Here is a 24,823-nt window from a genome sequence, read left to right as displayed (position 1 = left end):
ACATCTCAAGAACGGCCGTGAACAGGGTCAACACGGGACCCGCTGTGAACAGGAGCGACAGATCATGACCACCGCCTACCACCTCCCGGCCGGCAAGGCTCTCGGTGGCCCGTACGTCGTCGACGTCAACCCCGAGAAGGCGGGCTGGGGCTACTCCAGCCTCCGGGTGCTGGAGCTGCCCCCGGGCGGCTCGCACACCTTCTCCACCGGCGACAGCGAGTGGATCGCGCTGTCCCTGAACGGCGCCTGCACGGTCGACACGACAGACGATTTCGGCCACTCCACCTTCGAGGTGCGGGGCCGCGACAGCGTGTTCAGCGGCGTCAGCGACTTCGTGTACATGCCCCGCGACGCCAGTACGACCATCACGTCGGCCGCGGGCGGGCGCTTCGCGCTCACCGGCGCCCGCTGCACCCGGCGGCTGCCCGCCCGCTACGGGCCCGCCTCCTCGGTTCCGGTGGAGCTGCGCGGCACCGGGAATTCCTCCCGGCAGGTCAACAACTTCGGCGCGGCCGGCGTCTTCGAGTGCGACAGACTGATCGCCGTCGAGGTGATCACCCCTGGCGGGAACTGGTCGTCCTTCCCGCCGCACAAGCACGACGAGCACCGGCCCGGCGAGGAGTCCGTCCTCGAAGAGATCTACTACTTCGAGTTCGCCGAGCACGAGGGCACGCCCGGCCTCGGCTACCAGCGGGTGTCACCGTCCGGACAGGGCCGGAACACGGACGTGCTGGCCGAGGTGCGCGGCGGGGACGTCGTCCTCATTCCGGACGGCTGGCACGGGCCCTCCATGGCCGTGCCCGGCCATCACATGTACTACCTCAACGTCATGGCGGGCCCCGAGGCCGACCGCGCCTGGCTGATCTGCGACCACCCCGATCACGCCTGGGTCCGCTCCACCTGGCCCGAGCAGCCCGTCGACCCCCGCCTCCCCCTCTACACGGCCTCGGAGAAGTCCTGATGAGCACCACCCCTGTCCGCCGTCTGACCGTCGCCCAGGCGCTGGTGCGGTTCCTGACCGTCCAGTACACCGAGCGCGACGGCGTCCGCCACCGGCTGATCGCCGGCACGTGGGGCATCTTCGGTCACGGCAACGTGGCCGGCGTCGGTCAGGCGCTGCTGGAGGCCGGTGAGGACGCGATGCCGTTCCACCAGGGCCGCAACGAGCAGTCGATGGTCCACGCGGCCGTCGGCTACGCCCGCCAGCTGAACCGGCTCTCCACCCAGGCCGTCACCACCTCCATCGGCCCGGGTGCCACCAACCTCGTCACCGGCGCCGCCCTTGCGACGATCAACCGCCTCCCGGTGCTCCTGCTCCCCGGCGACTACTTCGCGACGCGCAGCGCCGACCCGCTGCTCCAGCAGCTGGAGCACCCGGTCGAGGCCGACCTGTCGGTCAACGACACCCTGCGCCCGGTCTCCCGTTACTTCGACCGGGTGACACGCCCCGAGGCGCTGATCCCGTCCGCGCTGAACGCCGTACGCGTCCTCACGGACCCGGTGGAGACCGGCGCCGTCACGCTCTCCCTGCCGCAGGACGTGCAGGCGGAGGCGTACGACTGGCCGGAGGAGTTCTTCGCCGAGCGCGTCTGGCATGTCCGGCGTCCGGCGCCCGACCCGTACGAGCTGGCCGAGGCGGTTCAGGCGATCCGGGCCGCCGAGCGCCCGCTGATCGTCGCGGGCGGCGGGATCCACCACAGCCAGGCCGAGGAGGCGCTGAAGGCCCTGGTGGGCGCCACCGGCATCCCCGTGGCGTCCACCCAGGCCGGCAAGGGTTCCCTGCGTTACGACCACCCCGCCGACCTGGGCGGCATCGGCCACACCGGTACGGCGGTCTGTGACGATCTGGCCCGTACCGCCGATCTGATCATCGGCGTCGGCACGCGCTACACGGACTTCACGACCGCCTCCAACACCCTGTTCCAGAACCCCGGCGTCCGGTTCCTCAACCTCAACATCGCCGCGTTCGACGCCCACAAGCTGGCGGCGCGGACGCTGGTCTGCGACGCCCGCGCGGGCCTGACGGCGTTGACTGAGGCGTTGTCCGATCACCGTGTGAACTCGGTTTACGAGGCGGAGTACCGCGCCGGCAAGGATCGCTGGGAACAGGTCGTCGACGCGGCTTTCAGCACTGCCGACGAGCACGCCGTGCCCACCCAGACACAGGTCCTGGGCGCCCTGGACTCGGTCGTCGGCGACGACGACGTGATCATCAACGCCGCCGGTTCGCTCCCCGGGGACCTGCACAAGCTGTGGCGGGCCCGCAGCCCCCGCCAGTACCACCTGGAGTACGGCTACTCCTGCATGGGCTACGAGATCCCGGCCGGCATCGGCGTCCAGCAGGCCGCCCCGGACACCCCGGTCTGGTCGCTGGTCGGCGACGGCACCTATCTGATGATGCCGACCGAGATCGTCACCGCCGTCCAGGAGGGCCTGCCGGTCAACCTGGTCCTCATCCAGAACCACGGGTACGCCTCCATCGGCGGCCTCTCCGAGTCGGTCGGCGGCGAGCGCTTCGGCACCCCCTACCGCTTCCGGGCCTCCGACGGCACCTTCACCGGCGACCCGCTGCCGGTGGACCTCGCGGCGAACGCGGCCAGCCTCGGCATGGACGTCCTGCGCGCCAAGACCGTGGGCGAGCTGCGCACGGCGCTGGCCACGGCCCGCGCCTCGGACCGGCCGACCTGCGTGTACGTGGAGACCGATCCGGCGCCGACCGCGCCCCCGGCGGAGGCCTGGTGGGACGTACCGGTCGCCGAGACCGCGACCCGCGAGTCCGCCGTACGGGCCCGGGAGGAGTACGACCGCCAGGTCGGCGACCGCCGCAGACACCTCTGACCCAGGTGGTCAGCAGCCTCAACCTCGTTTCCCCCAGCCATTCCTGACGCATAGTCAACAACTGAAGGGAGGTGTCCCCGTGGCGACACCCGGTGATCGTGCCCGAACGGTGTCCGGCTCCCCGCTCGACACCCTGGACTTCACGCTGGACCGCTCCAGCCCTGTCCCGCTCTACTACCAGCTGGCCCAGCAGCTGGAGGCGGCGATCGAGCACGGCGTCCTGGCGCCGGGCAATCTCCTGGGCAACGAGATCGACCTCTCGGTCCGCCTGGGCCTGTCCAGGCCCACGGTCCGCCAGGCGATCCAGTCCCTGGTGGACAAGGGCCTGCTGGTACGCAGGCGAGGCGTCGGTACGCAGGTGGTGCACAGCCAGGTCAAGCGCCCGCTCGAACTGAGCAGTCTCTACGACGACCTGGAGACCGCCGGACAGGGACCCACCACCCAGGTCCTGCGCGACGAGCGGCAGCCGGCGTCCGCCGAGGTCGCCGCCGCCCTCGGGGTGAAGGAGGGCAGCGAGGTCGTCGTGCTGGAGCGGCTGCGCTGCACACACGGCGAGCCGGTGGCGTTCCTCTGCAACTATCTGCCCTCGGGACTCCTCGAACTCGACGCCGCCCGGCTGGAGTCGACGGGCCTGTACCGGATGATGCGGAGCGCGGGCATCACCCTGCACAGCGCCCGCCAGACGGTCGGCGCCCGCTCGGCCACCGAGGCGGAGGCCAAACGCCTGGAGGAGCCGGAGGGCGCGGCCCTGCTCACCATGCAGCGCACGGCGTACGACGACACCGGACGGGCCGTGGAGTTCGGCACGCACATCTACCGCGCGTCGCGCTACGCCTTCGACTTCCAGTTGCTGATGCGCCCCTGAGCCGTCCCGGTCACCGTCTCCACTCCCGTTCTGTTCCTGTTCCTGTTCCCGGCGGCCGTACGGTTATCGGGAGCAGGGGCGGCCCGGGTACTCCCTGCCCTCCGGTACGCCCGCCGCACGCATCCGGCGCAGTACCTCGCCCCGGATCGCCTCGTCGTCGATGTAGAGGGGACAGTTGACGTCCCGGTCGAACACCAACACGTCCCCGGCGGTGTCCCAGAGGACCCACCGGGGGGCGTGGGGCGAGTCCTGCCACAGCCGGGTGTATTCGCCGATGGTGTCCGTCGTCGGAGCGCTCACAGCTTTCCCTCCAGTGTCTCCCGGCCGTCGACGAGTGTCGCCACGACCTCGATGTCCCCGATGCGCGAACTGTCGACGCTCCGGGGGTCGTCTCCCAGCACGACCAGATCGGCCCGCTTGCCGGGTGTGACACTGCCCGCGCTGTCCTCCCAGTGACAGGCGTGGGCGCCATCGACGGTGTACGCGCGCAGCGCCTCGTCGACGGTGATGTTCTCGTCCGGCCCGATCAACCGCCCGGACAGCGAGGCCCGTTCGACCATGAACTGCACGGCCCGCAGCGGCGACCCGTCCGCCACCGGCCGGTCGGAACTCCCCACCAGCCGGATGCCGTGCTCCAGGAACCCCCGCCCCCGGTACAGCCAGGGCGCCCGCTCCTCCCCCATGATCGACGCGTAGTCGTCGCCGAAGTACCGCAGGAAGTTGGGCTGTACGACGGCCGCCGCACCGAGCCGCGCCATCCTGGGGAGTTGGTCGGGCCGGATCAGTCCGGCGTGCTCGATCCGGTGCCGGGCGTCGGGTCGGGGCCGCAGGCGCTGCGCCTCCTCCAGCGCGTCCAGCGCGACGTCGGCGGCGCGGTCGCCGATGGCGTGCACGGCGAGCTGCCAGCCCGCGAGGTGTCCGTCCACGACGGTCCGTCTGAGGAGTTCGGGCTCCTCCTGCAACTGCCCTGCGGTGTCGAGCCCTTGGTAGGGGCTGCTGAGGGCGGCGGTGCGGGCCATCATGCCGCCGTCGGTGTACACCTTCAGCGCGCCGACGGACAGCCAGTCGTCGCCGAAGCCGGTCCGCAGCCCGAGGTCGAGGGCGCGCGGGATCCCGTCGGCCTCGTGGGCGGTGACGGAGTGCAGCCGGTCGGCGGCCACCATCAACTGGACCCGCAGGGGCAACAGACTTTTTTCCCGGGCCAGTTGGTAGGCGCCGAGCTCGACCGGGCTGTTGCCGAGCAGGGCGCCGCCGATGCCCGCCTCGGCGCACGCCGTGACACCCTCGGCGAGACAGGCCCGGGCGGCCCGTCCGATCGCCTCCGCCAACTCCTCCTGGGAGTGCGGCAGTCGAAGCGCGCGGGCCGCGCCCATGGCCCCTTCGGCGAGGAAGGCGCCCTCGTGCGGGACCACGCCGGGCAGCAGTTCCAGCACCGGGCCGCTGACCGCGCAGCCGTGTCCGGAGTCGTGCATGAGCAGTACCTTGCGCCCGTCGGCGGCCCGGTCCAGCTCGGCGCGGGTCAGATGCCGGCCGAGCCCCCGCTGGTCGTACCCCGCGACGTCCACCCAGGCGCCGGGCGGGACCCGCGCCGCGGCGTCCGCGACGACCGCGAGCACGTCCTCGACCCGGACGCAGGGCGCCACCGTGGGCATGGTCGCCTTGAAGCCCGTCCAGGCCAGGTGGACATGGCTGTCGATGAAACCGGGCAGCACGGTCGCCCCCTGGAGGTCGATCACCCGCTGCGCGGGCAGCCGGGTCACCGCCTCGTCCAGGCCCACGATCCGGCCCCGCCAGATGCCCACGTCGTGGGCGACGGGGTGGTCGGGGTCCATGGTGAGGACGCGGGCGTTGGTCAGTCGCGTGGTGAGCATGAGCAGTCGGTTCCTCGTTCCGGGGCCTGAGCCGTTCCGATCGTTCCGATCGTCGCGATCACCGCGATCGATCCGATCATGGACCTCAGCCGCTCCGCTCCATGCGCTCGGCGAGGCTCCTCGGCCGCATGTCCGTCCAGTTGGTCTCGATGTGGTCCAGGCACTCCTGGCGGGGCGCGGGGCCGTGAGCGACGGTCCAGCCGGCCGGTACGTCGACGAAGTCGGGCCACAGACTGTGCTGGCCCTCGTCGTTGACGAGCACGGAGTAGACGCCGTCGGGGTTCTCGAAGGGGTTGGTTCCGCTGCCGCTCATGGGGGTTCTCCTCGGTCGGGGTGAGTGAGTGGGGTCGGTAGGTCGGGTCGGTGAGTCTGATCAGTGCTGGTCGCGGTTCTCCGCGCGGGCGACCAGGGACCTCAGTGCCCGGAACCAGGTCTCCGCGAGGTCCCGCACCGCCTCCTCGGACAGGACGGCGGCGGGCCAGGACCAGTGGGCGGCCAGGACGGGCCCGTCGGCGCGGTCCTCGGTGACGACGTTGATGCCGAGGGCGTGGCCCTCCCGCATCTCCGGCTCGGCGCCGATGTCCGAGACGTCCTCCTCCGGGGCGTAGGACCAGTCCGTCGCCTCGGGGATTCCGAAGCGGCCGAGGTAGTTGAACTCGATCGGCGGAGCCGCGAAGCCCGCCAGGACCGGGGCCGTACGGGGGTTGAGGTGGCGGAGCATGCCGTAGCCGGCGCCGTTCGCGGGCAGTGAGGCGAGGTGGGCGCGCACCCGGGCGAGCGCCTCCTCGATCTCCGGGCCGCCCGCGAGGGCCGCGTCCAGGTCGACGGGACCGGGATCGAGCAGCACCGGGAAGACGCTGGTGAACCAGCCGACCGTACGGGAGAGATCGGCGTCTCCCACCAGTTCCTCGTCGCGGCCGTGGCTTTCGAGGTCGACCAGGGCCGGCCCGCCCTCGGCGTCCCCGTGGCGCCGCCGCCAGTCGGCGACGGCGAGGCCGAGGCCGGTGAGCAGCACGTCGTTGACGTTCGCGGTGAAGGCGGACGGCACGGCGGACAGCAGCGGGCCGGTGATCTCGGCGGGCAGTCGCAGTTCCAGGTTCCGTACCGTGCCGGCCGTGTCGCGGGCCGGGTCGAGCGGCCGGTCGAGCGGAAGGGGCGCGGCTCCTTCGAGTACGCCGGTCCAGAACGGCAGTTCAGCCTCTCGGGCCGGGTCCTGGGCCAGCTCCTCGAGCCTGCGGGACCAGGTGCGGAAGGAGGTGTCGACGGGCGCGGGTGCCGCCGGACGTCCGGCTTCGACGTCGGCCCAGGCGGCGGCCAGGTCGGGCAGCAGGATCCGCCAGGACACGCCGTCGGTGACGAGGTGGTGGGCCATCAGGAGGAGCCGCCCGGGCTCGGCGCCCGCGTCGAACCACACGGCCCGCACCATGGCGCCGGTGTCCGGGTCCAGTGCCGCGCGGGCGGCGTGCGCCCGGTCGCCGACGGCCGCCCGCAGCTCCGCCGCGTCGAGTCCGGCGACGTCCACGCGCTCGATCCACGCCCCGGTGTCCACCGTTCCGGCCTCCGGCACCTCCAGGGTCCAGTGCCCGGTGTCCGTGCGGACGAGGGTGCCGCGCAGCATGGCGTGCCGGTCGGCGAGTGCCAGGAGGACGGCGGCGAGCTTCGGCCGGTCCAGGGCGGCGGGCGTCTGGACGAGGGCCGACTGGTGGTAGCTCCGATACGGGCCGCCGAGTTCGCGCAGCCAGTGCATGACCGGCGTGAGCGGTACGGTGCCGGTTCCGTCGTCCGCGGGACCGGCGACGGCGGCACCGGTGGTGGTCGCGACCTCGGCGAGACCGGCCACGGTGCGGTGGCGCAGCACGAGTCGCGGAGTGATCCGCACGCCCACCGCCCGCGCCCTGCTGACCAGTTGCATCGCCATGATGCTGTCGCCGCCGAGCGCGAAGAAGTCGTCGTCGACGCCGATCTCGTCCAGCCCGAGCACGTCGGCGAGGACACCGCAGAGGGCCTTCTCCAGCTCGGAGCCGGGTGCCCGGCCCGTGGAGAGGGCGGCGAAGTCCGGGGCGGGCAGGGCGGATCGGTCGAGCTTGCCGTTGGCGAGTTCGGGCAGCCGGTCGAGGAGGACGACGACCGCCGGGACCATGTGGTCGGGCAGTTGGCGGCCGACCTGGGCGCGCAGCCGCCCCGGGTGCGGCAGTTGTCCCGGTGCGGGGACCACGTACGCCACCAGGAGCTTGCGCGCGCCCTCCTGACGTACCGTCACCACGGCCTGGGCGACGTCGGGTTCGGCCGCGAGCACGGACTCGATCTCGCCGGGTTCGATACGGAATCCACGGATCTTGACCTGGTCGTCGGCCCGGCCGAGGTAGTCCAGGTGTCCGTCGGGGGTCCACCGGGCCAGGTCGCCGGTCCGGTAGAGCCGGGAGCCCGGTGTGCCGAACGGATCGGCGACGAACCGCTCGGCGGTCAGCGCGGGGCGGTCCAGATAGCCGCGGGCGAGGCCGCCGCCGGCCAGATAGAGCTCGCCCGTCACACCGGGCGGCACGGGCTGCAGCCGGTCGTCGAGGACGTACGCCCGGGTGCCCGCCACGGGGCGTCCGACGAGCGGCCGGTCGCTGTCCCGCACCCGGGCCACCAGGGCGTCGACGGTGGACTCGGTGGGCCCGTACAGGTTGAACGCCTCGGTGCCGGTCAGGCGCCCGAGCCGCTTCCACAGCGCCACCGGTACGGCCTCGCCGCCGACGCCGACGACCGCGAGGGGGCAGCTCCCGTCGTCACGGACGAGGCCCGTCTCGGCCATCTGCGCGAAGAACGACGGGGTGACCTCCAGGAAGTCGAAGCCGTGTTCGACGACGGCTGCCGCGAGCAGCTCCGGGTCGCGGCGGGTCTCGTCGGACACGATGTGCACGCAGTGCCCGTCGAGGAGCCACAGCTGCGGCTGCCAGGAGGCGTCGAAGGAGAACGCCCAGGCGTGTCCGGCCCTCAGGTGGTGGCGGCCGGTGGCGGCCTTCGCCGGTGCGTACAGCGTCTCGCGGTGGCTGTGGAAGAGGTTGCCGACGGTCTCGTGGGTGATGACCACCCCCTTGGGGCGGCCGGTGGAACCGGAGGTGTAGATGACGTACGCCGGGTGGCGGGGGGTGAGGGGCGCGAGGCGGTCGCCGTCGAGGAGGTCGCCCGTGTCCTGGGCGGCGAGCAGGTCGGTGGTCGCGGGGGCGTCCAGCTCCAGCGTCGGCGAACCGTCGGCGGGCAGCAGCCGGGCGATGTCCCTCGTGGTGAGGGTCAGCACCGGGCGGGCGTCGTCGAGCGTGTCGCGGAGGTGGGCGGCCGGTGCGTCCGGGTCGAGCGGCAGATAGGCGGCGCCCGCCTTCTGCACGGCGAGGACGGCCAGCAGTGTCCGCGCGGTGCGGGGCAGGGCGAGCGCCACGAGGCGCTCCGGGCCCGCGCCCCGCGCGACGAGCAGCCGGGCGAGCCGGTTGGCCTCGTCGTTGAGCCGCGCGTACGACAGCTCGATGCCGTCGGAGGCCACGGCGGGAGCGTCCGGGGACAGCGCGGCCTGCCGCTCGAAGAGCGCCGGCACCGTGGTCGGGTCGGAGAGGAGCGGCCGGGCGTTCCACTCGGTCAGGATCCGGTGGCGTTCGGCGGTGCCGAGGATGTCGATGCGGCCGATCGGGGTGTCGGGGGCGACGGCCACTGCCCGCAGGAGCCGGACCAGGCGCTCGGCGATCGTCGCGGCGGTCGCGGGGTCGAAGAGGTCCGCGCTGTACTCCAGCACACCGTCGACGCCGTCGCCTCCGGCACGTTCCACGAAGTCGAAGGAGAGGTCGAACTTGGCGGTGTCCGCGCCGAGTTCCTCCCGTCGCGAGTCCAGACCGGCGAGCCCGGCCCCGTCGACGCCCGCGGCCAGGTACACGACCATGACCTGGAAGAGCGGGTGCCGGGACAGCGACCGGACGGGGTTGAGCGCGTCCACCACCCGCTCGAACGGCACGTCCTGGTGGTCGAAGGCGGCCAGGTCGGTCTCCCGTACCCGGGCGAGCAGTTCACGGAAGGCGGGATCGCCCGAGGTGTCGGTGCGCAGCACCAGGGTGTTGAGGAAGAATCCGACCAGATCCTCAAGGACCTCCTCGGAACGTCCGGCGATGGGGCTGCCGAGCGGGATGTCCGTACCGGCGCCCAACCGGGTCAGCAGTGCCGCCACGGCCGCCTGGACGATCATGAACATACTGACGTTGCTCGACCGGGCCAACTCTCGCAGCCCGGCGGTCAGTTCAGCATCCAGGGCGATGTCCGCGCTGCCACCTCGGTAGGTGTCCTCCAGCGGGCGCGGCCGGTCTGCGGGCAGCGCGAGTTCCTCCGGGAGCCCGGCCAGGGTCTCCTTCCAGTGGGCGAGTTGGCGGAAGGCGAGGCTCTCCGGGTCCTTCTCGTCCCCGAGCATCGCCCGCTGCCACAGGCTGTAGTCGGCGTACTGCACCGGCAGCGGCGCCCACCGAGGTGCCCGGCCCGCGGCGCGCGCCTCGTAGGCGACGGCCAGGTCGCGGTTGAGCGGTGCGTCGGACCACTCGTCGCCCGCGATGTGGTGGAGCAGGAGCAGCAGTACGTGCTCGTCCTCGGCGGTGCGGAAGAGGTGCGCGCGCAGCGGAGCTTCCCGGTCCAGCTCGAAGCCGTGACCGGCGGCCCCGGCGAGCCGCTCGGCGAGTTCCTCCTCACCGCGGACGGTCTCGGTCGCCAGCTCGACGTGGGACTCTCCCGGCTCCAGGATCAGCTGGTACGCCCGCCCGTCCTCCTCCGGGAAGACGGTGCGCAGCGGCTCGTGCCGGGCCACCAGGTCGTCGACGGCCAGTCGCAGCGCGGCGGCGTCGAGCCGTCCGGTGAGCCGCCAGGCGAGCGGGATGTTGTACGTGGGGCTGGGTCCCTCCACCCGGTACAGCACCCACAGTCGCTGCTGGGCGAAGGAGAGCGGCAACCGCTCCGGGCGCTCCACCGGGGCGAGGGCGGGCGGTCGGGTGCCGGTCTCCCGACCGCCTTCCCGGAGGCGCTCGGCGAGCCGGGCGACCGTGGACGCCTCGAACACGGTCCGCAGGGAGACGTCCGCGGCGAACGCGGCCCGGATACGGGCGGCCAGTCGCATCGCGACGAGGGAGTGCCCGCCGAGGGTGAAGAAGTCGTCGTGGATGCCGACGCGTGCGACACCCAGGACGTCGGCGAACAGGCCGCAGAGGATCTCCTCGCGCGGGGTGCGCGGCAGGCCTTCGCCCGCCCCGGCCGCCGTGGTCGTGAAGTCGGGGGCGGGCAGGGCCCTGCGGTCGAGCTTGCCGTTGGGCGTGAGGGGCAGCGCGTCGAGGACGACGAAGGCCGCGGGGACCATGTGCTCGGGAAGCGCCGTGGCCAGGTGTCGGCGCAACGCGGCGGTGTCGACACCGGCGGAACGGCCGGAAGCGACGGAACCGGCGGAAGCGGCAGAGGCGGCAGAGGCGGCGGGGACCACGTAGGCGACGAGTTGCTGGTTTCGGGCGACGACGCTGACGTGGGCGACGGTGGCGTGGCGGGCGAGCACGGCCTCGATCTCGCCCAGCTCGATACGGAAACCCCGGATCTTCACCTGGTCGTCGGTCCGGCCCAGGTATTCGAGCGTTCCCTCAGTTGTCCAGCGTGCCAGGTCACCCGTGCGGTACATGCGTGAACCGGGTTCACCGAACGGGTCGGCTGTGAACCGTTCGGCCGTGAGTTCCGGGCGACCGAGATAGCCACGCGCCAACTGCACACCGGCCAGGTACAGCTCCCCCGCCACACCCGGCGGCACCGGTCGCAGCCCGGCGTCGAGGACATAGGCACGGGTGTTCCACACCGGCCGACCGATCGAGACCCGACCGGCCGACTCGGTGACCTGGGTCGCGGTGACGTCGACCGACGCCTCCGTGGGCCCGTACAGGTTGTGCAGCTCGGCCGGCAGTACGGCACGGAACCGCTGGGCCAGCTCGTCGGGCAGCGCCTCTCCGCTGCACATCACCCGACGCAGCCCGAGGCAGCCCGCCGCCGTGGGTTCCTCCAGGAACAGCTGGAGCATGGACGGTACGAAGTGCACGGTCGTGACGCTCTGCCCGTGGATCAGCTCGGCCAGGTAGACGGGGTCCTTGTGCCCCTCGGGCCTGGCGACCACGAGGGCCGCGCCGGTGATCAGCGGCCAGAAGAACTCCCACACCGACACGTCGAAACTGGACGGCGTCTTCTGCAGGACACGGTCGTCGCCGGTCAGCCCGTACTCCCCCTGCATCCACAGCAGACGGTTGACGATGCCCTCGTGCGGCACGACAACGCCCTTGGGGGTGCCGGTCGAACCGGAGGTGTAGATGACGTACGCGGGGCTCAACGGATCGTAGGCCGTGGGGAGTTCGCCATCCGGCACCCCCTCGGGAAGCACATCCCGGATCACCGCCACCGGACGGGCGTCCGCCAGCATGAACTCCAGCCGCTCCGCCGGGTAGTCGGCGTCGAGGGGCAGATAAGCCCCGCCCGCCCGGTGCACCGCCAGCAGCGCGACCACCAGTTCCACGGACCGGGGCAGAGCGACGGCGACCGTGCGTTCCGGGCCCACGCCCAGGCCGGCCAGTACGCGAGCCGTCCGCTCGACGCGGGCATCCAACTCCGCGTACGTCAGCCGCTGTTCGCCGAACACCAGCGCCAACGCGTCCGGCGTACGGGCCACCTGAGCCCGGAACAACTCCGGGAGGCTCCGGGACGTCACCTCACGAGCGGTGTCGTTCCAGTCCCCCAGCACAACCCGGCGCTCCGACTCCCCCAGCACCTCCAGGTCCCGTACGAGGGCGTCAGGTTCTCCCGCCACCTGTTCCAACAGCCGCACCAGCCGCTCGGCCGTCCGGGTGGCCGTCGGCTCGTCACAGAGGTCGGTCGCGTACTCCAGGAGAAGGGTCAGTCGGTCCGACTCGTCCACGAAGGTGAAGTGGAGGTCGAACTTGGCCATACCGGTGTCCATGTCGAACCACTCGGTCGGCATACCGAGCACGTCGGGGTCGCCGTCGGGCCGGAAGTGGTAACCCAGCATGACCTGGAAGAGCGGGTTGCGGCCGGGCACGCGGACCGGGTTGAGCGCCTCGACGACCTGGTCGAAGGGCAGGTCCTGGTGCTCGAACGCGGCGAGGGACGATTCCCGTACCCGCGCGAGGAGTTGCCGGAAGGTCAGTTCACCGCCCGACAGGTCCGTCCGCAGCACGAGCGTGTTCACGAAGAAGCCGACCAGGTCGTCCAGGGCATCGTCCGTGCGGCCCGCGATGGGGGCGCCGAGGGGGATGTCGTCCCCGGCACCGAGGCGGTGCAGGAGGGCGGCCGTCGCGGCCTGGAACAGCATGAACATGCTGGTGCCGGTGGTGCCGGACAGGTCGCGCAGGGCCTGTCCGGTGTCCGCGGGCAGCTGCAGGCGTACCTTGCCGCCGCGCCCCGTGGGCTCGGCCGGGCGGGGCCGGTCGAGAGGCAGCGGCAGTTCCTCGGGGAGACCGCTCAAGGTCTCCGTCCAGTGGGCGAGTTGGCCCGCTCCGACCTGACCGAGCAGTGCGTCCTGCCAGAGGGTGTAGTCGGCGTACTGGACCGGCAGCGGTGCCCACTCGGGGGCGCGGCCCGCGCGCCGGGCTCGGTAGGCGGCGGTGAGGTCGGCCAGGAACGGACGGTCGGACCACTCGTCGGTGGTGATGTGGTGGAGGACGACAGCGACGACGTGATCGGCCGGGCCGACCCTCAACACCTCGCAGCGCAGCGGGAGTTCGCTTGTGAGGTCGAAGGGCCGGCGCTGGGCGGCCTCGATCCGGTCGGCCAGCTCCTTCTCCCCGCAGTCCGTCACGGTGAACTCGGGGTCGGCCTCGGCCGCAGCGACGATCAGCTGGTACGGCTCCCCGTCCTGCTCGGGGAACAGGGTCCTCAGCGCCTCATGGCGTCCCGCCACGTCCCGCACGGCCGCCCTGAGAGCGTCGAGGTCCAGGTCGCCACGGAGGCGGAAGACCAGGGGGAAGTTGTAGGCGACGCCGCTGCCGGTGATCCGTTCGACGAGCCACAGGCGGAGCTGGGCGGCCGACAACGGGACACGCTCGGGACGCGCGGTGACGGTGACGGCCGGGCGGGCCGGGCCAGAGGTGTCGGCGCGGGACGCCAATTGCTCGGGCGTGGGTGCCTCGAACAGATCCCGGATGGCCAGTTCGGCGCCCAGCTCGGTGCGGGCGCGGCTGATGAGGCGGGTGGCGAGCAGGGAGTGGCCGCCGAGGTCGAAGAAGCTGTCCTCGGCGCCGACTTCGGGCAGGCCGAGCACCTCCGCGAAGAGCCTGCAGAGCACCTCTTCCCTAGGGGTGCGCGGCCCCCGGCCGGTGCCGAGGGCGACGGCCGGCTCGGCGTCGGGCAGGGCCCGTACGTCCAGCTTGCCGTTGTCGTTCATGGGCAGCCGGTCGAGGGTGACGAACGCGGCCGGGACCATGTAGTCGGGCAGCCGCTGCTTGAGGTCGTCGCGGAGCTGCCGGATCAGGCTGCCCGCGTCTCGGGCGGCCGTCGGTGCGTTGGCGTACGGGGCCGCTCCGCCGCCGGGAAGATAGAGGCCGGCGGTCAGCGGAGGTACCTCGCCGGGGACGAACACGGCGTCGTAGGTGCCGGTTTCACCGGACCAGGTGGTCAGGACGCGGTGCCCGAGGCCTGCGGCGAGGTCGCGGAGGGTCTCCGGGTCGACTCCCCCAGGGGTGCCGATACGGGCGTCGGGGATGCCGGTGAGGCGTACCGGGAGCGCGGTCAGCGGACCGGTGAGATCGCCGCTGTCCAGGCCGTGTCCAATCGTGTCGAAGGGAACGGTGAGAACGTCCGTCAGTCGCAGGCCCGGCTCGTCGGCGTACAGCACCGCGTCGTAGCGGTAGCGGGTGAGTTCGTTGTGGTGGCGGGCCTGCTTGGTGCGGAGGTCGACGCCGTAGCCGAGGGTGGTGAAGTAGTCGGGGTCGACGAGGAGTTCCTTCTCCAGGCGCAGACCGCGTTCGACGGCCCGGACCGACGCGTCGCCGGTGAGGCCCTTCGCCTCCTGGATCTCGGCCTGGAAGGCGCGGGCGAGCCGCAGGTTGCGGACGTCACCGACGAACAGCGCGCCGCCGGGGGCGAGTAGCTCCATCGCCCCCCGGATCACCGAGGTCAGGTAGTCGATGCTGGGGAAGTACTGGATGACGGAGTTGATGACGATGGTGTCGAACCAGCCGTCGCCGGGCAGCCCGCTGAGGTCGTCGGCGGGCTGGGCGCGGAGGGTGACCCTGGCGGCCAACTCCGGGTCCTGGAGCAGCTCCTGGCCGATCTTGCGGATGACGGGGGCGGCGAAGTCGGTGGCCCAGTAGGCCTCGGCCTCCGGGGCGAGCCTGGACAGCAGCAGGCCCGAGCCGACGCCGATCTCGAGAATCCTGCGCGGCTTCAGCGAGCGGATCCGCTCCACCGTCGCCTCGCGCCACTCCCGCATGTGGTCGAAGGGGATGGGCTGCCCGTCGTAGGAGGAGTCCCAGCCGGCGTACTCCTCGGTGAAGACGGCGGTGCTGATCTCCTCGTACTCGTCGGAGTAGATCTCCTGCCACTCGCCGACCTGGTCGCGTTCGGCGGAGGCCCGGTCGTCTCCCGCGAGTTGGGCGGGGACGACGTAGCCGACGAGGCGTTCGTCGCGGACGATCACGGCGGCGTGGGCGACCCGGTCGTGCTGGGCGAGGGCGGTCTCGATCTCGCCCAGCTCGACGCGGTAGCCGCGGATCTTGACCTGGTCGTCGGTGCGGCCGAGGAAGTCGAGGTTGCCGTCGGGGTTGCGGCGGACCAGGTCACCGGTGCGGTACATGCGCTCGCCGGGTTCGCCGAACGGGTCGGCGACGAATCGTTCGGCGGTGAGGGCGGGCCGGTTCAGATAGCCGCGGGCCAGGCCGATGCCCGCGATGTACAGCTCGCCCGGCACGCCCTCGGGGACCGGTCGCAGCCAGGCGTCCAGGATGTGGGCGCGGGTGCCACGGATCGGGCGGCCGACGGTCGGGGTCGCGCTGTCGAGGGTGCCGCCGCCCAGGGTGTTGATGGTGTACTCGGTGGGCCCGTACAGGTTGTAGCCGTAGGTGCCCTCGGTGTCGCGCAGCCGGTTCCACACGGTCTCCGACACGGCCTCGCCGCCGAGCAGCACCAGCGGCGGACGGTGTCCCTCCAACAGGCCTTCCTCGATGAGGAGATGGGCGTAGGTCGGGGTCACGTTGACGACGTCGACGCGATGACGCTCGCAGTAGGCGACCAGTGCCTCGGCGTCGCGCCTCAACTCCTCGTCGCAGATGTGGACCTCATGTCCTTCGACCAGCCACAGCAGTTCCTCCCACGACATGTCGAAGGCGAAGGAGACGGTGTGCGCGATACGCAGTCGACGTCCGCCCGCCGACGCGATCGCCGGTTCGAAGATCTCCTTCTGGTGGTTGAGCTGCATGTTGGTCAGACCCCGGTAGGGCGTGACGACGCCCTTGGGCCGGCCGGTGGAACCGGAGGTGTAGATGACGTACGCCGGGTGTTCCAGGCTGAAGGCGACGGAGACCGGGTCACCGGGCAGCGAGGCGAGTTCGGCGGCTGTCTCGGGGTCGTCGAGCAGGACGCGGGGCGTCTCGCCCACCAGTCGCGCCGACACGGCGGCCGTGGACAGCAGCATCGTCGGGCGGGCGTCGTCGAGCATCGCGGCGAGCCGGTCGTCCGGGTAGTCCAGTTCCAGGGGCAGATAGGCGGCGCCCGTGCGCAGTACGGCGAACAGGGCGACGACCATGTCGAGGGAACGGGGCAGCCCGAGGGCCACGACCCGCTCGGGGGCGGCGCCCCGCGCGATCAGCAGCCGTGCCATCCGGTTGATGCGGGTGTCGAGTTCGGCGTAGGTGAGGGTGCGGTCGCCGAAGACGACGGCCGTGGCGTCGGGGGTGGCGGCGGCCTGGGTGGCCAGCAGGTCGGCGATGGTCTCCGTGGGGTCGGGAACCCGCCCGGCGGCCCGCTCACGCTCCAACTCGGCGTGTTCGGCCGGGAGCAGCGGGTCGAGACCGCCCACCGGGGCGTCGAGGTCCCGGGTGAGCCGGTCCAGGAGCAGGGTGAAGCGGTCGAGCAGGTCCCGCGCCCGGGGGCGGGCGATCACGTCCGCCCGGTGGGTCAGGGTGACCTGGATGGAGCGGCCCGGGGTGACGACGAGGTTGACCGGGTAGTGGGTCGCGTCGACGTTGGCGACGGCCGTGGCGCCGTGTCGGTCGCCGAGCTCGGCGAGCCGCTCCTCGGTGTCGTTGTTGCGCAGCACGAACAGCGTGTCGAAGAGACGCCGGTGGCCGGTCTCGGCCTGCAGGACACCCAGGCCGAGGTACTCGTACGGCATGACGGCGAGCCGTTCGTCCTGGACGCGCCGCAGCAGCGCGAGCACCGGCTCGGCCGGGTCGTAGGCGATGCGGGCGGGGACGGTGTTGAGGAACATGCCGATGACGTGCTCGATGTCCGGCACCTCGCTCGGCCGGCCGGCGACGGTCGTGCCGAAGACGACGTCGGTACGGCCGGTGGCGCCGGCCAGGGTGAGCCCCCAGGCGGCGTTGAGCACGGTGTTGAGGGTCAGTCCGTGGACGCGTCCGACGGTGCGCAGCCGTTCGCCCACCTCGTCGGGGACGAGGACGTCGAGGCTTTCCGGGATATCCGGTTCCAGCCCCTGGTCGGCGGCGGCGAGCAGGGTGGGTTCGTCGAGTCCGGCGAGGGCCCGGCGCCAGGCGTCGGTGGCGACGGCCGTGTCCTGGACCTCCAACCAGGTCAGGTAGTCACGGTAGTTGCCGGGCGCGGGCAGGGTGCTCGCGTCGCCGCCGTTCTCGTACAGGGCGAAGAGCTGGTCGAGGAAGATCCAGGCGGACCAGCCGTCCCAGAGGAGCAGATGGCGCCCCACGATCAGCCGGTCGCCCCGGTCCGCGCCGAGGCGGACGAGGAGCATGCGGAACAGCAGCGGCCTGGTGAGGTCGAAGCGGCGGGAGCGCTCGGCCTCGGTCAACTCCCTCATCCGTACGTCCTGTTCGGCTTCCGGCAGCCCGGACAGGTCGACCTCTTCGAGGGGGATGTGGGGGTCGCGCACGATGAACTGCACCGGCTGACGCAGGCCCTCACTGGTGAACCCGGCGCGCAGGCTGGGGTTGCGGGCCAGCAACACCCGTACGGCGGCGCGGAGTCGACCGGTGTCGAGGGGTTCGGCGAGGTCGAAGGACTCGTGGACGGTGTAGACGTCCAGGGCACTGTCGTCGTACGTGGAGTGGAAGAACAGGCCTTCCTGGAGCGGGGCGAGCGGCCAGATGTCCTCGACGGGGGCGGGGCTGAGCCGGTGGACGCGCTCGGTCTCCTCGGCCGTGAGGGCGAACGAGGAGCGCGGGGCGGCCACTTCGGCCACGGGCGCCGCCGCTGCGGCGAGGGCGGCCGGGGTGCGGTGCTCGAACACGTCACGCGGGCCCAGGTCCAGGCCTGCCCGGCGGGCGCGGCTGGAGACGCCGATGGAGGTGATGCTGTCGCCGCCGAGCATGAAGAAGTCGTCGTCGACACCGACGTCTTCGAGCTTCAGTACGGCGGCGAAGATCCCGGTGAGGGCTTGTTCCCGCTCGTTGCGGGGCGCGCGCGTCTGAGCTCGTACCGCCTGTGGGGCGGGCAGCGCGGCCCGGTCGAGCTTGCCGCTGGGGGTCAGCGGGAGGGCGGCGAGAACGACGTAGGCGGCCGGTATGACGGCGGCGGGCAGATCCTGGGCCAGCGCGGCCTGGAGTTCGGCGGGCGGCGGGACCTCGGTGTCACGGGCCGGCACTACGTAGGCGACAAGTTGGCCACCGTTCACGGTGACGGCGGCCTGGGCGACAGCCGTCTGACGGCTCAACGCGGCCTCGATCTCGCCGAGTTCGATCCGGTTGCCCCGGATCTTCACCTGCCGGTCGGTGCGGCCGAGGTACTCGATCACACCGTCCGCGCGGCGGCGCACGAGGTCACCGGTGCGGTACATGCGCGCACCGGGCTCCCCGTACAGGTCGGCGACGAACCGTTCGGCGGTCAGCCCGGGCCGGGCGTGGTAGCCGCGTGCCAGCTGGACCCCGGTCAGGTACAGCTCGCCGGGCACGCCTTCGGGCGTGGGGCGCAGGCAGGAGTCGAGGACGCGCAGGCCCGTGTTCCACACCGGACGCCCGATGGGCACGGTGGTGCCGGGTGCGCCGTCGTAGGGGTGGAACGTCACGTCGACGGCGGCCTCGGTGGGGCCGTACAGGTTGTGCAACGGTACGCCGGTCAGCTCGCGCCAGCGGGCGGCGGCGGCGCCGGGCAGCGCCTCGCCGCTGCTGAACACGTTGCGCAGGGTCGCCGCCCAGGCCGGGTCGGCGGTGATCTCGTCGGACTGGAGGAACGCCTCCAGCATCGACGGCACGAAGTGCAGGGTGGTGACGCCCTGTTCGCGGATCAGCCCGGCGAGGTAGGCGGGGTCGCGGTGTCCGTCCGGGCGGGCGAGGACCACGGCGGCGCCCTCGCACAGCGCCCAGAAGAACTCCCAGACGCTGACGTCGAAGCTGGCCGGGGTCTTCTGCAGCACCCGGTCACCGGCGGTCAGTCCGTACTCGCCCTGCATCCACGCCAGCCGGTTGAGGATGGCCCGGTGGGTGACGACGACACCCTTGGGGCGGCCGGTGGAGCCGGAGGTGTAGATCAGGTAGGCCGGGTCGTCGGGGTGGGTGGGGCGAGGTTCGGGACCGGTCTCCTCGCCCGGGGTGTCGAGCAGCAGGAGGGCGTGCCCGGCGGGGAGTCGCGGGGCGGTCGCCGAGGTGGTCACCACCGTCGCGGTACCCGAGTCGGCGAGCATGTGGGCCACCCGGTCGGCGGGATAGTCCACGTCGACCGGGAGATAGGCGGCGCCCGACTTCAGGATGCCGAGCAGGGCGACCATCAGTTCGGCCGAGCGCGGCACGGCGACGGCGACGACCGTGCCGGGGCCGGCGCCCCGTGCGGTCAGTCGGCGCGCCAACTCCGCGGCTCTGTCGTCGAGTTCGCGATAGGTGAGTGTCTCGCCCCCGTACACGACCGCGGTCGCCCGCGGGCTGCGCGCGACCTGTGCCTCGAAGGCCGCCGCGAGGGTCGTGCCGGGGATGTCACGGGGTTCGCCGGTCGGGTGGGCGTCGAGGAGTTCGTCGGCCGAGAGGAGCTCCACGTCCGCGACGCGCTGCCCGGGGTCCGCGGCGAGGGCGTGCAGGATGCGGGAGAGCCGGTCCGCGATCCGGCGTACGGCGTCGGAGTCGAGCCGCTGGGCGTGGTGCTTGAGCCGCAGGTCGAGCCGTCGGCCGGGCTTGACGATCAGGGCGAGCGGATAGTGGACGGCGTCGTGGAACTCGTGGCCCGTCAGCCGGAGCGTGCCCGTCGGGTCGGCGAGGCCGGTCGCGGCCGGGTAGTTCTCGAAGACGACGAGGGTGTCGAAGAGTTCACCCGCGCCCGCGAGGCCGGCGACGCGCTGGAGTTCGGCGAGACCGAGGTGCTGGTGGTCCAGCAGTTGGGCCTGTTCGTCCTGGAGGCGGCCGAGGAGGTCGCCGAGGGTGTCGGAGGGTTCCCAGCGAAAGCGCGTCGGGAGCGTGTTGATGAACAGGCCGACCATGGACTCGATGCCCTCGACCTCGGCGTCCCGCCCTGAGACCGTCGTCCCGAACACCACGTCCTGACGTGCCGTGAGCCGCCCGACGAGCAGGCCCCAGGCGCCCTGGACGACCGTGCCCAGGGTCACTCCGTGCTCGCGTGCCCGGGCTGCGAGCCGGGCGGTCACCTGCTCGGACAGTTCGAGGCGGATCTGTGCGGGCTCGACGCGTGTGCCGTCCGCGGGCGAGTCGACGAGCCGGGTGGGCTCCTCGACCCCCGCGAGAGCCGTGCGCCAGGCGGTGCGCGCGGCCTCGCGGTCGGCGGTGGCCAGACGGCGCAGATAGGCGCTGTAGGGCGCGGGCTGCGGCAGCGGGGCCGGGGTGTCCCCGTAGGAGGCCATCAGTTCGCGGTGCAGGACGGGCAACGACCAGCCGTCGGCGACGATGTGATGGAACGTCAGAAGCAGCCGGCTGCGGTGGTCGTCGAGTCGGACGAGCGCGCAGCGCATGAGGGGCGGGTTGGCGAGGTCGAAGCGGCGGACGCGTTCGGCGGCGGCGACCGCGTCGGCCAGCGGTGCGCGGGCAAGCCCGGGGTGGACGGTCAGGTCGACCTCTCGCCAGGGCAGTTCGAGGTCCGCGGCGACGATCTGCACGGGCTGGCCGTCGGGGTGGCGGCGGAAGCCGGCGCGCAGCGGGGCATGCCGGTCCAGGACGCGCTGGGCGGCGCGGCGCAGGGCTTCGCCGTCGACCGGACCGGTCAGGTCGAGGGCCTGCTGCACGACGTAGGCGTCGAGGTCCGCGCCGTCGACGAGCGAGTGGAACCAGAAGCCCTCCTGGAGGGGGCTCAGTGGCAGCACCTCCTCGACGGTGACGGGGAACTCGCCCTGTATCTCTGCCAGTTCGGCCTGCGTGAGGGTGATCAGCGGGGCGTCCGGCTCCGCGTCCTCCCTCACCACGTCCCTGACCACTTCGCCGGCCGCGGCCGCGAGTGCGGCGACCGTGCGGTGTTTGAAGACGTCCCGGGAGGTGAGGCGCAGGCCCGCGCGGCGGGCGCGGACGAGGAGCTGGATGGCGGTGATGCTGTCGCCGCCGAGGGCGAAGAAGTCGTCGTCGATGGTGGCCGAGCGCAGGCCGAGGACGTCGGCGTAGGCCGCGCACAGCAGTTCCTCGCGGGCGTCACGGGGTGTGCGTCCGGCGCTGAGGGCGGCGTAGTCGGGGGCCGGCAGCGCGGCCGCGTCGAGCTTGCCGCTCGGGGTGACCGGAAGGCGGTCGAGGGGGACGACGGCCGCGGGCACCATGTACTCGGGGAGTTGCTCGGCCGCGTACGAACGCAGCGCCCGCATCAGGGCGTTGACGTCCCGGAAGGGTGCCGGGCGGTTGGCGTGCGGGGCAGTCCCGGAAGGACGGTACAGGCCGGTGAGGGGTGTGTCACCGGCGGCGAACACGACGTCGAGGCTGCCGTCGTCGGCGTTGCCGTTCCACGTGATGGCGGTCCGCAGGCCGTGGCGTGCGCCGAGGGCGTGGAACACCTCGGGGTCCGGGGCGTCCGCGGTGCGGCTGCTGTCGTCCAGCGCGGACAGCGCGGCCAGGTCCTCCGTGAGGCGGGCGTTGGGTACGCCGGTGACCCGGAGCAGTGCGGGGCCCTCGGTCAGACGGGCTTCGAGTGCGTCCGGACCGCTCCAGACGATCTCCGCGCCGGCGGCGGCAGGCTCCTGGGCGGTGGCCTGCTTCTGCCTGCTGAGCACGACGTCGTAGCGGTAGCGGGTCAGTTCGTTGTGGTGGCCGCCGCGCTTGACGTGGATCTCGGCGTCGAAGCCGTCGAGGGCCGCGAAGTAGTCGGGGTCCAGCAGGAGTTCGCCCTCCCAGGCGACCGACCGCTCCACGGCGGCCCGCAGTGCCTGCTTGTCCCGCGTGTCACGGGTGCGGCGGCTTTCGACGGCCGCGCGCAGACAGCGCAGCAGCCGGGCGTTGCGCACGTCGCCGATGAACAGCCGGCCGCCGGGGGCGAGGAGCGTGTCGACCGCCCGGACGACCTCGGTCAGATAGTCGGCGCTCGGGAAGTACTGGGCGACCGAGTTGATGACGACGGTGTCGAAGTGGCCTTGCGGCAACCCCGTGGTGTCGTGGGCGGGTTGGGCGGACAGCCGTACCCGGTCGGTGAGTTCCGGTACCGCGTCGACCTGTGTGCGCAGGGCGCGTACCGCCTCCTCGGAGAGGTCGGTGCCCCAGTACTCCGTGCAGTCGGGCGCGACGCGGGAGACGATCAGGCCGCTGCCGACGCCGATCTCCAGCACGCGGCGGGGCGCGAGTTCCCTGATGCGGGCGACGGTCGCCGCACGCCACTCGCGCATCTCCTCGACGGGGATGGGCAGCCCGTCGTACATGCTGTTCCAGCCCGCGAAGTTCTCACGGAGACCGGCCAGTTGCTCCTCGCTGCCCTCCGATCCGGCTGCCGCGTAGAGGAGTTCGTGGAGGTCCTTCCACTCCCGGACCTGTTCGGTGGCGTCCGGGGCGGTCTCACCGTCCAGGGCGGGGACGATGTAGGCGGCGAGGCGCCGGTCGCCGGGCCGGTCCTCGCGGATGACGACCGCGGCCTGGTCGACGGCCGGGTGGCCGCGCAGGACGGACTCGATCTCGCCCGGTTCGATACGGAAGCCGCGGATCTTCACCTGGGAGTCGGCGCGGCCCAGGAACACCAGACGGCCGTCCGCCTGCCAACGGACCAGGTCGCCGGTGCGGTAGAGGCGTTCGCCCGGGGCGCCGAACGGGTCGGCGACGAAGCGCTCGGCGGTCAGGTCGGGCCGCCCGAGGTAGCCGCGGGCGAGCCCGGCGCCGCCGAGGTACAGCTCACCCGGAACACCGGCCGGGACGGGCTTCAGGCGCGCGTCGAGGACGTACGCCCGTGTGCCGGGGTCCGCGATGCCGATCGGGACGACGGAGCCGGCCGGGATGTCGGGGTCGCACAGGCCGAGGGTGGAGTTGGTGGTGGCCTCGGTGGGGCCGTACGCGTTGAACATCATCCTGCCGCGCGCGTACCGTCCGACCAGCTCGGGCGAGACGCGTTCGGTGCCCGCGAGCAGGGTGGCGGGCGGGAGTTCGACGTTCTCGGGCATCGCGGCGAGCAGCGCGGGCGGCAGGATCATGAAGGTGATGCCGTGCGCGTGGGCGTAGTCGGCCAGGGCGGGGCCGGGCACCCTGCGCTCGGACGGTACGACGACGAGCCGGCCGCCGGACAGCAGGCCCAGGCACAGGTCCCAGAACGCCACGTCGAAGCTGGGCGAGGCGAACTGGAGCACCCGGCTGTGCGGTCCGATCCCGAACCGCTCGGTCTGGGTGGCGACCAGCTTGGCGACACCGGCGTGGGTGAGGACGACACCCTTGGGGCGGCCGGTGGAGCCGGAGGTGTAGATGACGTAGGCGGCGTTGGCGACGGTCAGCGTGCCCGCGTCGGCGCCCGCCGACCGGACTTCCCGCAACTCCCGCACGATGTCGGGCGAGTCGAGGACGACGACTGCCGTGCCGTCGTTCGCCGGGATGTCGTCGGCGACCTCCTCGGTGGTGACCAGGCAGACGGGGCCGGCGTCGGCGAGCATGTAGGAGATGCGGTCGGCCGGGTAGTCGGTGTCGACGGGCAGATAGGCGGCGCCCGACTTCAGCACGGCGACCTCGGCGACGATCAGCTCCGCCGACCGGGGCACGGCGAGGGCGACCACCCGCTCGGGTCCGGCGCCCCTGGCGATCAGGGCGGCTGCCAACCGGCCCGCGCGGTCGTCCAGTTCGGCGTAGGTGAGCGCGGTGTCCTCGAAGACCAGCGCGATGTCGTCGGGGCGCAGCCGTACCTGGTCGGCGAACATCTCCGGCCAGGTGCGCAGCGGGATGTCGTGGCCGGTGTCGTTCCATTCGAGCAGGACGCGGTGGCGTTCCTCGGCGCCGAGCAGCTCCAACTCGCCCACGGGGGTGTGCGGGTGGGCGAGGGCGGCGGTGAGCAGGGTCGTGTAGTGGCCGGCGACGCGCTCGGCGGTCGCTGCCTCGAAGAGGTCCGCGCGGCAGGTCACGTACAGGTCGCCGGCGCGGACTCCGAGGACGAGGTCCAGCAGGTCGTCGTCACCCGGCACGTCGCCGAACGCGGTGTTGAACAGCAGGCCGCCACCACGGGTGGGTTCCGGGCTCAACCAGCCGACCAGGGTGGCGCGTTCGACCCGGTGGGCCCGCAGGTCCTCGCACGACCGGGCCACCTGGCGTACGAGGTCCGTGAAGGACCCGCCGCCGTCGACAGCGATCCGGAGCGGCAGGCCGTCGTACCCGAAGGTGATGTCGTGGCCGCCGCTGTAGCGGTGCAGGAGTGCGGCGTACGCGGCCAGGAGGGTCGATTCGTCCGCCTCCGCCGCCAGCGGGCGGCGGAGGGTGTGCCGTTCACCGGTGGGGCGCAGCGGGTACGGGAAGTCGACCGGGACAGCGGTCTCCTGCGGGAGCGGTGCGAGGCGCCGCCGCCAGAAGGCCGCTGGCGCGCCTTCCGCGTCGTCGTCGACACCGGGCACACGTACTTCGAAACCGGACACAGGCGACCGTGCCTCCAGGGTGTACGGACCGGCTGAGCCGGAGGACCGCAGGCCATACTAAGGTAAGCATTACCT

7 protein-coding genes are annotated in these 24,823 nt (G+C 72.3%); 3 read left to right on the top strand and 4 right to left on the bottom strand.

Annotated features, from left to right (window positions below; translation table 11 throughout):
* The first annotated feature begins 64 nt into the window (after positions 1-64).
* The 3 genes from iolB to PV734_RS18920 all read left to right on the top strand — a co-directional run bounded on the left by iolB (position 65) and on the right by PV734_RS18920 (position 3,703).
* On the top strand, positions 65-961 hold the full coding sequence (iolB, locus tag PV734_RS18930) for a 5-deoxy-glucuronate isomerase (RefSeq protein ID WP_319290412.1): 897 nt from the start codon (positions 65-67) through the stop codon (positions 959-961).
* A complete protein-coding gene (gene iolD, locus PV734_RS18925) occupies positions 961-2,838 on the top strand; it encodes a 3D-(3,5/4)-trihydroxycyclohexane-1,2-dione acylhydrolase (decyclizing) (protein WP_319290410.1) in 1,878 nt (625 codons plus the stop codon). The genes iolB and iolD overlap by 1 nt, the downstream gene beginning before the upstream one ends.
* A gap of 79 nt (positions 2,839-2,917) precedes the next feature.
* A complete protein-coding gene (locus tag PV734_RS18920) occupies positions 2,918-3,703 on the top strand; it encodes a GntR family transcriptional regulator (RefSeq protein WP_319091137.1) in 786 nt (261 codons plus the stop codon).
* A 63-nt stretch (positions 3,704-3,766) separates the two neighbouring features.
* On the opposite strand, the gene PV734_RS18915 is transcribed toward PV734_RS18920, so the two are convergent.
* From PV734_RS18915 to PV734_RS18900, 4 genes are all read right to left on the bottom strand, one after another.
* Positions 3,767-4,003, bottom strand: a complete 237-nt coding sequence (locus PV734_RS18915; RefSeq protein ID WP_319091138.1) for a hypothetical protein — start codon at positions 4,001-4,003, stop codon at positions 3,767-3,769.
* Positions 4,000-5,574: an amidohydrolase gene (locus PV734_RS18910; protein ID WP_319290408.1), complete on the bottom strand. Its 1,575-nt coding sequence runs from the start codon at positions 5,572-5,574 to the stop codon at positions 4,000-4,002. Before PV734_RS18910 ends, PV734_RS18915 begins: the two co-directional genes overlap by 4 nt.
* 85 nt (positions 5,575-5,659) lie before the next feature.
* The gene (locus tag PV734_RS18905) at positions 5,660-5,887 is read right to left on the bottom strand and encodes an MbtH family protein (RefSeq protein WP_319091140.1); all 228 of its coding nucleotides are present in this window, start codon (positions 5,885-5,887) and stop codon (positions 5,660-5,662) included.
* A gap of 60 nt (positions 5,888-5,947) precedes the next feature.
* Entirely contained in the window at positions 5,948-24,748 is an 18,801-nt protein-coding gene (locus PV734_RS18900) for a non-ribosomal peptide synthetase (RefSeq protein ID WP_319290406.1), read from the bottom strand.
* Between the last annotated feature and the right edge of the window lie 75 nt (positions 24,749-24,823).

The organism is Streptomyces sp. AK08-02 (assembly GCF_033795085.1).
Classification (GTDB): domain Bacteria; phylum Actinomycetota; class Actinomycetes; order Streptomycetales; family Streptomycetaceae; genus Streptomyces; species Streptomyces echiniscabiei.
The sequence above is the reverse complement of the archived record's forward strand: the minus strand, read 5'-3'. Positions and strand labels throughout refer to the sequence as shown.